General features: G+C 69.8%; 12 protein-coding genes. 4 read left to right on the top strand and 8 right to left on the bottom strand.

Translation table 11 applies throughout. The features are described from left to right. Nucleotides 1-89: 89 nt before the first annotated feature. From POL72_RS46940 to POL72_RS46930, 3 genes are all read right to left on the bottom strand, one after another. On the bottom strand, nt 90-848 hold the full coding sequence (locus POL72_RS46940; protein ID WP_272103551.1) for an SDR family NAD(P)-dependent oxidoreductase: 759 nt from the start codon (nt 846-848) through the stop codon (nt 90-92). Between the two features lie 333 nt (nt 849-1,181). After that, on the bottom strand, nt 1,182-1,457 hold the full coding sequence (locus POL72_RS46935; protein ID WP_272103549.1) for a hypothetical protein: 276 nt from the start codon (nt 1,455-1,457) through the stop codon (nt 1,182-1,184). Then, nucleotides 1,454-2,695 carry a linalool dehydratase/isomerase domain-containing protein gene (locus tag POL72_RS46930; protein WP_272103547.1) on the bottom strand — a complete coding sequence of 414 codons (1,242 nt, stop codon included), beginning with the start codon at nt 2,693-2,695 and terminating at the stop codon, nt 1,454-1,456. The genes POL72_RS46935 and POL72_RS46930 overlap by 4 nt, the downstream gene beginning before the upstream one ends. Nucleotides 2,696-3,042: 347 nt before the next feature. On the opposite strand from POL72_RS46930, the gene POL72_RS46925 reads away from it, so the two are divergent. Continuing rightward, nucleotides 3,043-5,448, top strand: coding sequence for a beta propeller repeat protein (locus POL72_RS46925; protein WP_272103545.1), 2,406 nt, complete (start codon nt 3,043-3,045; stop codon nt 5,446-5,448). Nucleotides 5,449-5,592: 144 nt separating this feature from the next. On the opposite strand, the gene POL72_RS46920 is transcribed toward POL72_RS46925, so the two are convergent. Next, nucleotides 5,593-6,378: a hypothetical protein gene (locus POL72_RS46920; RefSeq protein ID WP_272103543.1), complete on the bottom strand. Its 786-nt coding sequence runs from the start codon at nt 6,376-6,378 to the stop codon at nt 5,593-5,595. A 397-nt stretch (nt 6,379-6,775) separates the two neighbouring features. Between POL72_RS46920 and POL72_RS46915 the strand changes: the two genes are divergently transcribed. After that, on the top strand, nt 6,776-8,224 hold the full coding sequence (locus POL72_RS46915; RefSeq protein ID WP_272103542.1) for a hypothetical protein: 1,449 nt from the start codon (nt 6,776-6,778) through the stop codon (nt 8,222-8,224). Nucleotides 8,225-8,335: 111 nt separating this feature from the next. On the opposite strand, the gene POL72_RS46910 is transcribed toward POL72_RS46915, so the two are convergent. From POL72_RS46910 to POL72_RS46900, 3 genes are all read right to left on the bottom strand, one after another. Then, the gene (locus POL72_RS46910; RefSeq protein WP_272103540.1) at nt 8,336-9,187 is read right to left on the bottom strand and encodes an SDR family NAD(P)-dependent oxidoreductase; all 852 of its coding nucleotides are present in this window, start codon (nt 9,185-9,187) and stop codon (nt 8,336-8,338) included. Between the two features lie 169 nt (nt 9,188-9,356). After that, complete coding sequence (locus tag POL72_RS46905) at nt 9,357-11,543, bottom strand: glycoside hydrolase family 3 N-terminal domain-containing protein (RefSeq protein ID WP_272103539.1); 2,187 nt, start codon at nt 11,541-11,543, stop codon at nt 9,357-9,359. Between the two features lie 309 nt (nt 11,544-11,852). Continuing rightward, on the bottom strand, nt 11,853-12,854 hold the full coding sequence (locus POL72_RS46900; RefSeq protein WP_272103537.1) for a 3-oxoacyl-ACP synthase III family protein: 1,002 nt from the start codon (nt 12,852-12,854) through the stop codon (nt 11,853-11,855). A 112-nt stretch (nt 12,855-12,966) separates the two neighbouring features. Here POL72_RS46900 and POL72_RS46895 point away from each other — a divergent pair, with 112 nt between their 5' ends. Continuing rightward, nucleotides 12,967-13,704 carry a hypothetical protein gene (locus POL72_RS46895; protein ID WP_272103536.1) on the top strand — a complete coding sequence of 246 codons (738 nt, stop codon included), beginning with the start codon at nt 12,967-12,969 and terminating at the stop codon, nt 13,702-13,704. A 229-nt stretch (nt 13,705-13,933) separates the two neighbouring features. Next, nucleotides 13,934-14,377, top strand: coding sequence for a hypothetical protein (locus tag POL72_RS46890; RefSeq protein WP_272103534.1), 444 nt, complete (start codon nt 13,934-13,936; stop codon nt 14,375-14,377). A 205-nt stretch (nt 14,378-14,582) separates the two neighbouring features. Here the strand turns inward: POL72_RS46890 and POL72_RS46885 are convergent, their stop codons facing one another. Continuing rightward, a complete protein-coding gene (locus POL72_RS46885) occupies nt 14,583-14,954 on the bottom strand; it encodes a hypothetical protein (RefSeq protein ID WP_272103532.1) in 372 nt (123 codons plus the stop codon). Nucleotides 14,955-15,151: the final 197 nt, after the last annotated feature.

Here is a 15,151-nt window from a genome sequence, read left to right as displayed (position 1 = left end):
GTTGGTGCTTTGGCTAGGTTGCTCGTGGCGTCGCGCCGGCGCGGTCGCCTCCCGCTCCCGCAGGGGGCGCGGGCCCGTCGTTTCAGGGCTCAATAATAGATCGGCCCGACGCTCCCGCCGCCGGCAACGACCGCGTCGCCGTTGATCGCGACGCTCCTCGGCGAGGCGAGGAACGCGACGACCCACGCGACCTCGCGGGCGTCGACGATCCGGCCGATGCTCACCGAGGCGGCGAACTCCTTCTCCGGCTCGGGCCTGACGCGCTCGGTGCGCGTCGCGCCGGGGTGCACGACCGTGACGTTGATCCCCTTCGGGCCGAGCTCGTCCGCGAGGTTCTTGGTGATCGCCGCCACGCCGACGTTGCGCAGGGTGGCGACCGGGCGGCCGGCCTTGCGCACGGCCAGCCCGCCGATGTTGATGATGCGGCCCCAGCCGTTCGCGATGAGGTGCGGCGCGACGGCGCGCGCGGTCCGCAGGTAACCCACGACCTTGATGTTGATGTCCTCGATCACCTGCGCGTCGACGATCTGGTCGAGGCGCGTCGCGGTCGAGATCCCGCCCGGCACGGCGGCGTTGTTGACGAGGATGTCCACGCCGCCCAGCGCGGCGACGGCGCGCTCGACGAGCGCGTTGACCGAGGTCTCGTTGCCGGTGTCGACAACCAGCGGGACGACGCGGCGGCCCGTCTCCGCCGAGAGCTCGGCGGCGGTCGCCTCCAGCTTGTCCTTGCCGCGCGCGGCGATCACGACGTCTGCGCCCTCGCGCGCCAGCTCCCGCGCGATGGCCTTGCCGATACCGCGGCTGCCGCCGGTGACGATGGCCCGCTTGCCGGTGAGTTCGAGATCCACGATCAGCTCCTTCCATCGGCAGACACGAGATCATGTGTCTTCTCGCGCCGAGAGAGCCGCGCCAAAGCACGTTTCATTCCACCCTGCGCTTGCCGCTATTCGCAGAGGGGATGGCGTGCGCCGGCGTCCGCGTCGCCCTGCCCGCGCCTGCCGGGCCCTCCTGGCGGCGCCGCGCGCGCCGGCACGCCGGGCGGCAGGTCTGCTTCGCAGGCAGCAGGCTGCTGGCGCCTTGCTGCGGGCGGAGCAGCTCGCCCATCACCGACGCGCGCGGAGCCAGCGCGGCGCGCGCGAAGGCGCCCCGCGCGAGCCGGCCGAGGTGGCGCAGGCAGCCGCTCAGCGCGGCGGCGGAGCCGTCCGAGCGGGCGCAGATCGCCGCGACAGGAGCCGGTCGACGACCGCGAGCACGCCCGCCGCGATCGCGAGGATCGGCGCGAACACCACGCCGCCGAACCACGCCAGCGCGTAGGCGACGCCGAGCAACGGGTCGCCCCCACCGGCGGGCGGGGGCGTGCCGCTCAGCACGGACACCTGCTCGCGCAGGCCGAGCATGTGGCAGACAACGAAGGCCGCGAGGAGCATCGCGGCGCCGAGGGCCAGCTGTCGGCTCACGGGGCACCTCCCGCCCCGGCGATCCGCTCCCAGAGCGGGCCGAAGCTCAGCGCGTAGAGCAGCGCCGCGTCGCCGACCTGGTTGCTCGCGGCGTACCGCAGCCGGTCGCCCTCGCGGATCGGGAACGCGGCGAGGTCGAGCGACGTGAGCAGCCCCCCGAGGTACGGCGCGTCGCCGAAGGCGGCGGCGCCGAGCAGCGCGAATCCGCTCGACCCGGCGCTCGCCCCGACGAGCGGCACGATCGGGCCCGAGTCCACGTCCTCCGGGCCGGCCCACGAGCGGGGCCACTCGCGCGCCCAGCCGAAGCCGAGGAGCTCCGCCCCGAGCTCGCGGCGCGCCCGCGTGTACTGATCGCGCGCGAAATCAGGGTCGATCAGGAGCAGCGCGTGCGCGACCAGCCAGAGGGACGAGCCCTCCGGGCCGTCCAGGATCCTGCCGTCGTGGGTGTAGCTCGATGCGAGCAGCCCCGTCTTCGGGTCCAGGAGCCGGGCGCGCGCCGCCGCGAGCCAGCGGCGGCCGAGCTCGAGGCCGCGGCGCTCCCCGTGCAGCGCGTCGGCCATGCGCATCGCGGAGAGGGCGAGCGTGTTGCAGAAGGTCCAGCACTCGTCGGGGTAGCTCTCGGCCGACAGCACGGGGCTCCGCTCCATGCGGGACCGCATCTCGGCGACGCGCGCGTCGAGCTCGGCCTCGTGATCGGTGCGACGCGCGACCAGGGCGCGCGCGCCCAGCATGAGCGCGATCTCGCCGTCCACGAAGAGGCTGCGCGCAGGCTGCTGCACGAACGGCCGCCGCGTGGCGTACGGCATCATGAAGTGCAGCATCCCCCGCTCGCGCTCGATCGCGAGGGTCTCGTCGACGATCCGGTCGATGACGGCGAGGTGGCGCGCCTCGGCGCCCGGATCCCGCAGCGCGGCGTTGGCGAGGCCGAGGACGAGGAAGGTCCGCCCCATGAAGTCCCACTCGGCGTTCGCGGCCCGCATCCGCGCGAGCGTCGCGCCCTGCGCCGCGCCGCCCTCCTCCCAGAGCGAGAGCTGGTGCGCGAGCAGCGCCTGCCCGCGCGGCGAGAGCCCGCCGGAGGCGCGGTGCTCGCCCGGCTCGCTCCGGAAGAAGAGGTGGAGGCACGGCAGCCACACGGCCGCGGCGACCAGCAGCGACAGCGCGGCGGCGCCGAGCCGGTGCAGGCGGCCAGCCGCCGCAGGGCGAACCGCGACGCCGGCGGAGGACGAGAGGTCGGTCATGAGACGGAGCGTGGCGCCGCGCCGTGGCCGGGCTGCGCGCAAGATGTGGCGGATCGGAGGAGGCTCCGGGGATCTTCTCGCTGGATAGCCGATCTCGTACATGAGCGCGACGATTGGGTCTACGAAGCGTCGGAACACTCCTACGACGACACCGACGTCGGCCTCGCCTCTTCGCGGTACGACAAGGAGGCCACGTCACCCCATCTGGCCTTACACCTACGCAAACATACCCCCGCGGTAGACGTTTGCCCTGCCGCGTGACCGGATCACGCAAACGAGGCGCCGATCCCCAAAGCGTCGCACACAGGCGCTTGAGCGTCTGATATTGCAAGCGTGAGGGAGCATACATGACGAACCACGCTGGATTCACAATCGACTTCAGGACCACGGCGGGGCCGCTGGTCCTTGGTATCGCGCTGCTCGCGGGAGGCTGCGCGGAGGAGGCCGCGATCCACGAGGCGACGAGAGCATCGAGCGACCGCCTCGCCGCGGGCACGAGCAGGGCGAACGAGGATCTGGAGAAGCACGGGTCCTGGAGCGCGCGCCGCCGGTGGCAATCACGGGGTGTGGGCGGCGGGGGCGCCCTCTATTCGCCGTCTATCAACCCGCACGACGGCCGCGAAATCTTCATGGCAAGCGACATGAAGGGGGTCTATCGCACGAGGGATTTCGGCAGGAGCTGGACGACCCTGCACTTTCACAAGCTCCAGGGCGGCGTCCTCTCACAATTCCGCTTCACCGCCGATCCCGACGTCCTCTATGGGGTGAGTTACACGCTGTCCACGAACGGCATCCAGGACGTGGCCACGCTGGCCAAGAGCACCGACGGGGGGGCGACGTGGGACGCCGAGATCACGACGCCAGGGCGGCCAGGAGACGGCCACTACCTGTTCGTTGACCGGCAGGGCACGCGGCGGCTGCTCTTCTCGGACTCCACGGAGCTCTACTTCTCGCGCGACGGCGGCCGCACCTTCCGCTCGGTCCACGCGACGACCTGGCCGGGCGGCCTCCTGGTCGGCGGCGTTTACTGGGATGGGCGCGACATCTATGTTGGTACGAGCGACGGACTGCTCGTCTCGCACGACAACGGAGGCACCTTCGCCGTCGACACGTCGATCGGCGGCATGCCGGCGGGCGAGAAGATCGTCTCGTTCGCCGGCTCCGGGCACGGCAAGAGGACGACCTTCCTCGCGGTCACGTTCTCCGCGACGGACGGCGAAGGCAACGCCCTCATCAGCGCCGACACGACCGGTGGGGAGCTCGACGCGTACGCTGGCCTCTACCGGCTGAAGCGCGATGGGAGGCGCTGGGAAGCCGCGACGTCCGGGCTCGGACCGACCGACAAGCTCGCCTTCGTGGCGATGCCCGACGACAACGCCAGGGTCGCGTACGTCGCCGGCGGCGATCGCGAGAAGCTCTCACCCATCGTCCTTCGCACGGTGAACGGGGGAGAGACCTGGCAGCACGTGTTCCGCACCGACCACAACGCCAACATCGACACCGGATGGAGCGGGTTCGGAGGAGACATGGACTGGGAGTTCGGCGAGTACGCGCTCGGCCTCTCGGTGTCGCCCACGGATCCCGACCGCGTTGCCCTCACGGATCTCGGCTTCGTCCACGTCAGCGAGGATGGGGGCAGGACCTTTCAGCAGGCCTACGTGAAACCAGCGGATGAGAACCCGAGGGGAGCAGACACGCCCATGTCCGGCGTTTATCGCACGAGCGGCGTCGAGCAGACGTCGGGCTGGTGGCTGACGTTCTACGACGAGGACACGATGTTCGCGTCGCTCACGGACATCCGCAGCGCCTTCAGCGAGCATGGCGGCGAGTCCTGGTCTCGCGACGGCGCGAACGGCCTGTCCCTGAACACCACCTATCACGTGGTCCGGCATCCGTACACGGGGGCGCTCTACGCCGCGACCGGGAGCGTCCATGACATCTACCAGAGCCCCTACCTGCGCGACGCGCGCCTCGACGGCACGCCGAGCCGCCCGGCCAGAGGGGGAATCATGGTGTCCGTGGACAAGGGCGCCACATGGTCGCTCCTCGCCGATCTCGGCCGTCCCGTCGTCTGGCTGGCGCTCGATCCGAACGATCCGGATCAGCTCTACGCGAGCGCGGTCAACAGCCTGACGGGAGGGATCTATCACCTCGATCTGAGCGCGCCGGGGGCGGCGCCCGCCGCGCTCCCGGCCCCGCCCCGCACGCAGGGTCACCCCTACAACGTCCATGTGCTGAAGGACGGAAGCATCGTGGCCACCTACTCTGGCCATCAGCCCGGCAACACCCGGACGTTCACCGACAGGTCCGGCGTGTTCCTCCTCCAGCCTGGAGCTTCGGCGTGGGAAGACCGCTCCTCGCCCGAGATGTACTACTGGACCAAGGACATCGTCATCGATCCGAACGACAGCACCGAGAGCACCTGGTACACCGCGGTCTTCAGCCACGACGAGCGCTTCTACGGGGGGCTGTACCGGACCAGGGATCGCGGCGCGACATGGCAGCGCATCAGCGATCGATATCGCGTCGAGTCATGCGCCATCGATCCGAAAAACGCGAACCGTATGTACATGACGACGGAGCGGGACGGGCTCTGGCTGACCGAAAACCTCGACGATGAGGCGCCGACCTTCGCGCTGGACGAGGACTATCCATTTCACCATCCGGTGCGGGTGTTCTGGAACCCGCACCGCTCGAAGGAGGCGTGGACGGTCAGCTTCGGCGGGGGCATGCGCTCCACGATCGACCGCTGATCGCGCTCGAGCACCGAGGACGCCGTCCGACCGACGTCATCCGGGAGTTAGACAAGGGGCCCACGAGATCGTTCGCCGCAGTCGGCATCGACCTCCCCGAGGCGAAGACCTCTCGCCCTCCAAGGCAAGGGACATCCTGAACCGCTATCCACGCGCGGGCGGTGGATCCACGGGGCTGCCCCGCCGGAAGAGCCTCCTCATGACGGCGCGGGTCATGACGAGGAGGTTCTCGCTGGTGAAGCGGAACCAGAAGCCGGCGTAGCAGCCGTTCGTGCGGAAGCCGGGGTTGGCCGCGGCGTAGCGCCGCGCGGCCGGGCGCTCGAAGTAGCGCGGCGGATACCGGCTCACCGTCTCCTCGGTCATGAAGATGTTGACGCGGAAGAGGCCGGTCTCGTCGTCGACGTGGTAGTTGCTCTCCCTGGCGAGCTTCAGGAACGCCTCGCGCACCGCCTCGTCCTCCGCGGTGCCCCGGCGCTTCGGATCGAAGAGCTCGTAGCGCGCGAGCGCCTCGGTGATGGAGACGAACCCGAAGAGGCTGGCGATCGAGAGCCGGTAAAGGCGGGTCCGCGGCGCGCGGCGCTTCGTCTCGAGCAAGAACAGGAGGCCCGAGACGAGGTGCAGCCCGCGGGTCCGGAAGTCGGGCGAGATCCTGAGCTTCCCGCCAACGATGGCCCGGCTGCGGGGCAAGGCGAGCGGCGCGGTCTTCCAGAACTGGAAGCCGACGATCGCCCCGGTGTCGGCGCGGCGGAAGACATGGACGACATCGTTGGTCCTCGCGTGGACGCAGAAGTGCCCGAAGTCCTCTGCCATGAGCGCGTTCGAGAGCGCGTGGAGCTCGCGCAGGCGCGGCTCGGTGAAGTCGCGCCGCTCGACGGTCTCGAGGCGGACGGCGGGGCGCAGCGGGGAGAGGCGGAGAAGGAGGTTCAGCATGGAGGGATCCAAGAGCGCCAAGACGGGCCCGTGTCCGCGGCGGCTGACCGCCGCTCTACGGAGCGCGCCCTCCGGCACGGTAGCCCATTTCCTCGCGGAGGCCGAGGCTGCCGATGCCAAGCCGAACGCAGCCCCTTGTGTGCAGGGCGCAAGGCGTCCATCGCCTGAAGCTCAACCCATCATCTCCCAACTTCATCGAATCCCCAGTCGGCACGAACGGGAAGCAACGCCCACAAACATCGCGAGACCTCTGTCTTCAACGCCTGTCGCGGGCTCGCGACGCGCGCACGAGCGGCTCACCCGACGGAACGATCATGGACTCTCTTACTTGCCCGCGAAGACAGACAAATCACTTTTGGATTCGCAGCATGACGCGAAGACACCGAAAGGTCTTACCATGACGACACATCTCACCCCGCTTTTCGTGCTCGTTGGAGCGACGCTTCCGCTCGTCGTGGCCGCGCTCGCGTGCAACTCGGCCGATCGGGACGAGCAAGCAGAGCACGTCGCCTCCGCCGAGGACGAACTGCCCCGCCGCGGGCGATTCAGCGACTTCGAAGCCACCACGGAACGAAATACGCGCAACTTGCTCCAACGGGGACAGGAGATCTTCCGATTCGACACCTTCGGCGACGAGCAGTTCTGGGGCGGCAAGCTCCGGTTGCACGAGAGCATCGCCAAGGTGACTCCAGCTCAGGCGCTGGAGCTCGGACTGAAGGTGGACGCGGACGCGCTCCCGTCGCGGCTCCGGGACAAGATCGCGCGTGGCCAGGTGGACCTCGACGACCCCGCCGTCACGCTGAGCCTCCTGCAGCTCGATGCGATCCTCGGGGTGACGGGCTTCTTCAACGCCCGCGGCAAGCTGATCTCCATCGGGCTCCAGTGCGCGTTCTGTCACTCCACGGTCAACGACTCCGTGCGTCCAGGCATCGGCACGCGCCTCGACGGCTGGGCCAACCGCGACCTGGACGTCGGCGCCATCATCGCTACGGCCCCGACGCTCCAGCCGATCGTCGACCTGCTGCCGAAGGTGCCCGCGGGCATCACCGAGGCAGGCGTGAGGGAAGTTCTGCTCAGCTGGGGGCCGGGCAAGTACGACGCCGAGCTGCTGCTCGACGGGAAGGCGTTCCAGACTGATGGAGAGACCTCCCTCGCGACCTTGCCACCGCCCGACGAAAGGACCTCCGCCGCGACCTTGCTCCCCAACGCGTTCGATATGGGCGGCGTCAACGAGCACACATGGACGGGCAACTGGGGCTCGGTGCCCTATTGGAACGCGTTTGTCGCCGTGACCCAGCTCCATGGGAAGGGTAATTTCTTCGATCCCAGGCTCAACGATCCCGTCAAGTACCCGAACGCCGCGGCCACCGGGATCTGGAATGTGGTCGTGGATCCGAAGGACGATCTCGTCACGTCGAAGCTCCCGGCGCTGCACTTCTACCAGCTCGCGCTCCCGGCGCCGAAGCCGGAGCCGGGGCGCGATTTCAACGAGGAGGCCGCCGAGCGCGGCGCGAAGCTGTTCACCGGCAAGGCGATGTGCACCGGCTGCCACAACAAGCCGCTCTGGACCGATGCTGGCTGGAACCTGCACACGCCCGAGGAGATGAAAATCGACGCCTTCCAGGCGAACCGCGCGCCCGGCAACTCGTACAAGACGATGAACCTCGCCGCCCTCTTCGTCCGAGAGCTAGGGCTGTTCATGAAGCCGAAGAACAAGGGTCGCTTCTACCACGATGGCCGCTTCGCGACGCTGCTGGACGTCGTGCGCAGCTACAACGAGCGCTTCGATCTGGGGCTCGACTCCGGCGAGAAGCGTGACCTCGTGGAGTACCTGAAGTCGCTTTAGTCGGGCGGGCCGGGTGGAATGGGCGCCGCCAGACCGGCCGAGAGCCCGGATGGGATGATGGATGAGGAGCGGCGCGAGGCAGCGCTAGGGCCTCGAATGGCTGCGCCTCCTCTACCCCCCGTACAGGGCGTGCAGCGCCCGCGTGGCCTCGTCCGCGGCGATGTTCACCGGGTCGATCAGCGCCGCGTCCGGACCGAACGTCGTGCGCAGCGGCCGCTGGCCGTGCGGCATCTCCAGCAGCCTCAGCAGCACGCCCGCGAGCTCTTCCGGGGATGGTCCCTCCATGGTCTTGACCATCTCGAGCACGGCACGCGCCACGCCGCCGAGCGCCCCGTACTCGGCGGCGCGCGCCGTGTCGTCGTCCAGCCACATGTTGTCGAAGATCTTCGTCCGGACCATTCCCGGCTCCAGGATCACGACGTCGATCCCGAAGGACGCGAGCTCACGCTTGTAGCCCTCGGCGATCATCTCCATCGCGGCCTTGGCCGAGGAGTAGAGCGCCGTGGTCGGCAGGGCGACGCGCCCGCCGACGCTGGACGTGAAGGCGAGCACTCCGGTCTTTCGCCGGCGCATGTGCGGCAGAACGGCGCGACAGACGCGCTGCGTCCCGAAGACATGCGTCTCGAAGAGCCGTCGCAGCTGATCGACGCTGCTGCACTCGGCCAGCCCCATCACGCAGCCGCCCGCGTTGTTCAGGATCACATCGATCTTCCCCGTCTTCTCCACGACCGTCGCGACCGCCGCGGCCACGGAGGCGTCGTCCGTCACGTCGAGCGCGACCGTCTCGATGGGGATCCCCGCGGTCGCGAGGCCGGCCACCTCGTCGCGCGCCGCGCGGTTCCTGCCATCGGGATCGCGCATGCCCGCGAAGGCCACGTACCCGTTCCTCGCGAGCGTCTCCGCCACGCTCCGGCCGATCCCCGTGCTCGCGCCCGTCACCAGCGCCACCCGCTTCGCCGTCATCGGTCCTTCCCTCCTCGGACGCAGAGGCCTCACCCGGCGCTCGTTGCCCCGCCGACGGTAATACACGATCCGACGAAAATTGAAATTCTGGCCAGAGATGTGCGGCAACCTCCAGCCAGAATCCAACTTCAAACCGGAGCCGCCGACAAACCGGAGCCGCCGATACCCCCTACGCCACGGCGAACCCGGCGCAGAGCAGGTCCTGAGGCCGGGACGACGAGCCGATGTGGACACGGAAATCCCCCGGCTCCACCACGCGGCGCCCCTCCGCGTCGACCAGGGACAGCTCCGAGGCGGGCACGTCGAAGCGCACCTTGCGCGCCTCGCCCGCGGCCAGGCTCACGCGGCGGAACGCCTTCAGCTCCTTCTGCGCCCATGTGGACGACGTCACCAGATCTTCGATGTACAGCTGGGCGATCTCGACGCCCTCGCGCCCGCCAGCGTTGGTGATCGTCACCTCGAACGACGCCGTGCCGCCTCGCTCCACGCTCGGCGTCAGGACGTTCAGATCGCCGTAGGTGAAGCGCGTGTAGCTCAGGCCGAAGCCGAAGGCGAACGCCGGCTCCTGCGTGAGATCCGCATAGCGATTCCCGTGCTGACCGCGGGCCTGGTTGTAGAATATCGGCTGCTGGCCCACGTGGTAGGGGAACGAGATCGTCAGCTTGCCAGAGGGGTTGATCTTCCCGAACACCGCCTCGGCCACGGCCCGCCCGCCCATCATCCCCGGATTGAACGCCTCGAGGATCGCCGCCGCGCCGAGCGCCGAGCGCGGCAGGACCAGCGGCTTGCTGTTGACGAGGACCACGACCGTCGGAACGCCGGTCCTGGCGATCGCGTCCGAGAGGGCCCTCTGGCCGCCCATGAGCTCGAGGGTCGCCGTGCTCTTCGTCTCGCCGATGAGCTCGATCCGATCCCCCAGGACCAGGACCACCGCGTCGGCGCTCCGGGCAAGCTCCACCGCCGCAGGGATGCCGGACTCGTCCTCGCTGAGAACCGAGCAGCCCGCGGCATAGACCACCTCGCACCCCGGGGGCGCAAGCTCCCGTATCCCATCCACGATGGTGACGATGCTCGATCGGGGGTGTTGCGGCCCGTTGCCGCCGCTCATCTGGCCCGAGCCGAGCGACCAGTCGCCCAGCTGGGCGATCGGGTCGTCCGCGTTGGGGCCGATCACCGCGATCCGCCGCAATGGCCTCGACGCCGCGCCCTCCGCGAGCGGCAGCAGGCCGTCGTTCTTGAGCAGCACGAGAGACGCCCGCGCGACCTCCAGGTTGAGGTCCCGGTGGGCCGCACACCCGATGATCTCCTGGATGCGCTGCTCGCTGCTGTACCCGGGGTCCTCGAAGAGCCCCAGGGAGAACTTGAGCGACAGGACGCGCCGGACGACCGCGTCGATCTCGGCCTCGGCCAGGAGCCCGCGGCGCACCGCCTCCTGGGCGCCCTCGTAGAACTGCGGCGTCGCCATCATCAGGTCGTTGCCGCTCCGGACCGCCACCGTGGCCGCCTCGGCCATGTCCTTGCAGACCTTCTGATCGAGCACGAGATTGCCCACGTTGTTCCAGTCGGTCACGAGGATCCCCTCGAACCCCCACTCCTCCTTGAGGACCTCCGTCAGGAGCCAGCGGTTGGCGGTGGCCGGGATCCCATCCATGGACTGATATCCAGTCATGAAGGCCATGCAGCCGCTCCTCGCGGCCCGCTCGAAGGGCGGCAGGAAATACGAGCGCAGGTAGCGCCGCGAGATGTTCGCCTCCGAGGCGTCACGGCCGCCCAGCGTCTCCGAGTACCCCGCATAGTGCTTGGCCGTGGCCAGCACCGCGTCCGGATCGTCCAGACCCTTGCCCTGATAGCCCTTGATCATCGCGCAGGCGAGCTCTCCGATGAGGTGGGGATCCTCGCCGAAGGTCTCCCCCACCCTGCCCCAGCGTAGATCGCGCGTGAGGCACAGGACGGGAGAGAACGTCCACTTGAGGCCCGTGGCCCGCATCTCGGCGGCGGTCACCCGCGCGACCTGCTCCAGGAGCCCCGTATCCCAGCTGCAGGCCATGGCGAGCTGCGTGGGGAAGATCGTCGCGCCCGCCCAGAAGGAATGGCCATGGATCCCGTCGTCGGCCATCAACACCGGAATGCCAAGTCGGGTATCCAGCGCGCGCCGGATCGCCGTGTCAGCGTCCTTCCCGTTGCAGTGCAGGAGGCTGCCGACCTTCATCCGCCCGATCGCGTCCTCCAGATCTCCCTGGGCGTCGAGCTGCATGAGCTGCCCCACCTTCTCGTCCAGGGTCATCCGACGCAGGAGGTCTTCCACCCGCTTTCCCACGGGTTGCTTGGCATCTTTGTAGAGCGGAGCGTCGTTCATGGGTTCTCCTGACCACGATGGGGAGCGCACGGCAACAAGTCCACGGTGGCGCTCGTCGCCTTCGTCGCGAGCGCCGCGGAGCGTGGCGGTGGGGTACTTCGGCTGAAGGTGGGGTCTTTCAAACCGCCAAGTCGCCATAAGACGCCAAGATTTTGTGGTTTTCTTGGCGTCTTATGGCGACTTGGCGGTTCCATCCTTCGACCAGGATGGGGGGAATCCCCCCACCGCCACCGAGCGCAGCGCGCAGGCTCCCTCGAGGTCCGTGTGCCGGCCGGACCGCGCGCCGCCAGAGACCCGGCCCTCGTCGACTCAGACGCGGAGCACGGCGCTGCCCCACGTGAGGCCGCCGCCGAGCGCGCACAGCAGCACGTGATTTCCGGGCAGGATCCGGCCGTCGCGGAGCGCCTCGTCGAGCGCCATGGCGACCGAGCCCGCGCAGGCCCCGGCCGCGCTGGCGCCGTCGACCGCGCCGAGGACGCGCTCAGGCGGGCACCCGAGGCGCTCGGCGAGGAGGGCGACGAGGTGCGGGTCGGCGTGGTGCGGGATCACCCAGTCGACGTCCGCGGGCGCAAGCCCGGCGGCGGCGACCGCCGAGAGGGCGTCGGCCCCGAGGTGCTCCTCCGCGGCCTGCCGCAGCTCGGGCTGCTTCACGCGCAGGTATTGCCGCCGGTCGGCGAGCCGCTCCACGGTGAGCGGCTCCGCGGATCCTCCGCCGGGCACCTGGAGCACATCGGCCTTCTTCCCGTCGGCGCGCAAGCCGACGCTGAGGATCCCGCGCCCGTCGCCGGTCGCCGGCCCGATCACCACCGCGCCGGCGCCGTCGCCGAACAGCTGGGCAGCGGCCCTGTCCCGCGGATCCAGGCGGCGGGAGAGCAGGTCCGCGCCGATGACGAGCACGTGCTTCATGGTCCGGGCCGTCACGAACTGGTTCGCCACCGACAGCCCGTAGAGGAAGCCCGTCAGCGACGCGGAGAGGTCGAACGACGGGATGTGCTCGGCGCCGAGCTTCTGCTGCACGTACACCGCGGTCGCCGGCATCGGCGCGTCGCCGCTCGAGGTGGCGAGGATGATCATCTCGAGGTCGCGCGGCCCGATGCCGGCCGCTTCGAGCGCCGCCTTCGCCGCCCGCGCCGCCAGGTCGCTCGTCCTCTCGCCGGGCGCGACGCGGCGCCGCTCGTCGCTCGCGCCAGGGTCGCCCGCCGCGCCGTCCGCCGGCGCGCCCGCCTGCGCCTCGCTCGTCGGAGCGGCGAGCGGCAGGGAGCGGCCTGTGCCGAGGATGCGCGCGCGTGGATTTCTGGCATCGGACGTCATCGGGAGCGCAGCCTACATCAAGGGCTGCTCGTTGGAACGGGCGATCGTGCCCTGCCGCTCGGTCCACGGAATGCTTGAGTCGCGGACGCGCTCCGGTACATAAAGCGCCTCGATGGCTACGAGCTCCGAAGACAGAGACCGCCCCGACACGGACGAAGCGCCTCCCGGCGAGGCCGACGCGCAGGACACCCGCAACGAGGACGACGGCGAGGACCGCGCCGCTGCCGGCGCCGACGCAGCGGCGCCGGCCAGAGCCTCGCGTCCTGCAAAGCAGGCCGGCGCAGCGCGGCGCCCGGCCGGCAAGAAGCCCGGCGCGCGGCCTCGCGCCGCCGCCCAACCGCAGGGCGGCTCGCTCGGCAAGAGCATGATCCTGTTCCTCATCATCATCGGCGGCCTCGCCGCGGCCTTCGCCTATTTCGGGCGTGAGCCCGCGGCCGGCACGGCCGGCCCCAAGTGGAAGACGGGGGACAAATCCCAGGTCGAGGTCACCCTCGTGTCCACCGACATCAAGGATCTCGCCTGCTGGTCGGCCGAGGAAGTCAACGGCCGGCACTGCGCGTTCGAGTCGCCCACCAAGGGTTGGTCCAAGGGCGATGCGGACGACAAGAAGCTGCTCCGTCCTTACACGACCACGGACCGCGTCCAGTTCCTCGCCTCCGGCCTGTGGAGCGAGCCCGCGCTCACCGACGGCAAGCTGCCGTCCGCACGGTTCGCGGTGAAATGCACCTACACCGTCGAAGGCAGGATGAAGCGGCCCGGCATCCGTTGGTCCAGCGAGGGCGCATGGCTCGACAGGACCGATGACTGGTACACGGGGCTCCTGTCGGACTGCAAGCTCATCACCCCCTGATGTCGCACGCGCCGCTGCATTCCTGGTCGTGACGCGCCGACCGCGGCGTACGACGCAGCGCATGCAGCCGTCGCTGCGCCGTGTGCCATACCCCCCTCGTGTGGCCACGACCCTCCGTGGTAGTGTGATTTTCGGCTTGGAGGTGCTCATGCCCTGTCATCGGGTGATCGCATTGCTGTTGTGGTCCGCATTGTTCGCCGTCGCTGGATGTGAAGCTGACCCGGGCACCGTGAACAATCTGCCGACCTATGTCGTCACCGCGTCGAGCTCCTCCAGCGGGGGCGCGGGCGGGGAAGGCGGAGCGACCACCACCGTCGCGACGACGAGCACAGGGGGCGAGGGCGGCATGGGCGGCGAGGGCGGCACGGTGTGCACGTGCGAGCCCGGGCTCTCGTGCTGTGGATCGGAGTGCGTCAACCTGGCCGGTGATCCGCGCAATTGCGGGTCGTGCGGCACGACCTGCACCGAGACTCAGGTCTGCATCCAGGGCCAGTGCGCGAATGCGTGCGCCCCCGGCTTCGGGTGCGAAGAAGGCCTCTGCTGCGGCGTGAGATGCTGCCGCGCCGGCGAGATCTGCTGCGACTACGGCGACAGCGCCGACGCGCCCGACCTTCACTGTCAGGCGACCGCGAACGGCACCTGCCCCCTCGCCTGCAGCGGCTGCGAGAACTGACGTACCTCGATAGCGGCGCGCGGCGCATCAAGCAGCGCCGCGCGCCGGCGCATCGCGCGCGCCGCGCATCGTGTGCGGGATGCGACTCGCGCGCGTCCGGCGGCGCCGCGCGTCGGCGCATTGCGCGCGCCGCGCCTCATGTGCACGGAAGGCGGCGCATCGCGCGCGGCGCGCCTCGTCTGCGCGCCGCGCACGCCACGTCGGCTCACGGCTTCTCGAAGATCTTGCCCGGGTACTTCCGCTCGAAGTGCCCCACCACGCCCCGGCCGATCGCCACGATGGTGAGCCCTGCGATGCCCATCTTGATGGCCGGCCCGATCACGGGGACGAAGCCGACCGCCCGGGTGGCGAGGAATTTCAAGCCCTGCCCGAGGATCGCGAAGCTCCCGCCGGCCGCGGTCGTCACCACGGATCCCACGTTCTCGCCGTAGATCTCGCCGACCATCGCCATCATGTGCGTCTCGATCGCGACGAGCCCGGCGGAGGTCGAGATCGGGAGCGGAAGCGCGGCGAACGCCGCCCCGCCGATCGCGTAGCGGTGAACCCATCGGAGAGCTTCATCCCTGCACGTCGTCATGTCCCGAGGTTGCCGCAAGTCTCGCCATCCGTCCATCGAGCTCCGCACTGGCGGAGCGAGCGCGTCGATGGCCCGGAATCCCCGCTCTTCTGTGCGCTGCCTTCCCGTGCCGCGGGAACCGCGCGTGCATGGCCGTCGCTCGGCTCGACCTCCGCGCTCGCGCCGGAGGGCGGTGCCCGAGGCAAAGCGACCCCGCG

The organism is Sorangium aterium, from assembly GCF_028368935.1.
Lineage (GTDB): Bacteria > Myxococcota_A > Polyangia > Polyangiales > Polyangiaceae > Sorangium > Sorangium atrum.
The sequence above is the reverse complement of the archived record's forward strand: the minus strand, read 5'-3'. Positions and strand labels throughout refer to the sequence as shown.

What these genes read in the sequence shown, in the direction of transcription:
- POL72_RS46930 (WP_272103547.1), bottom strand. Translation starts at nt 2,695, where the DNA reads ATGACCGACCTCTCGTCCTCCGCCGGCGTCGCGGTTCGCCCTGCGGCG.
- POL72_RS46925 (WP_272103545.1), top strand. Translation starts at nt 3,043, where the DNA reads ATGACGAACCACGCTGGATTCACAATCGACTTCAGGACCACGGCGGGG.
- POL72_RS46920 (WP_272103543.1), bottom strand. Translation starts at nt 6,378, where the DNA reads ATGCTGAACCTCCTTCTCCGCCTCTCCCCGCTGCGCCCCGCCGTCCGC.
- POL72_RS46915 (WP_272103542.1), top strand. Translation starts at nt 6,776, where the DNA reads ATGACGACACATCTCACCCCGCTTTTCGTGCTCGTTGGAGCGACGCTT.
- POL72_RS46910 (WP_272103540.1), bottom strand. Translation starts at nt 9,187, where the DNA reads ATGACGGCGAAGCGGGTGGCGCTGGTGACGGGCGCGAGCACGGGGATC.
- POL72_RS46905 (WP_272103539.1), bottom strand. Translation starts at nt 11,543, where the DNA reads ATGAACGACGCTCCGCTCTACAAAGATGCCAAGCAACCCGTGGGAAAG.
- POL72_RS46900 (WP_272103537.1), bottom strand. Translation starts at nt 12,854, where the DNA reads ATGACGTCCGATGCCAGAAATCCACGCGCGCGCATCCTCGGCACAGGC.
- POL72_RS46895 (WP_272103536.1), top strand. Translation starts at nt 12,967, where the DNA reads ATGGCTACGAGCTCCGAAGACAGAGACCGCCCCGACACGGACGAAGCG.
- POL72_RS46885 (WP_272103532.1), bottom strand. Translation starts at nt 14,954, where the DNA reads ATGACGACGTGCAGGGATGAAGCTCTCCGATGGGTTCACCGCTACGCG.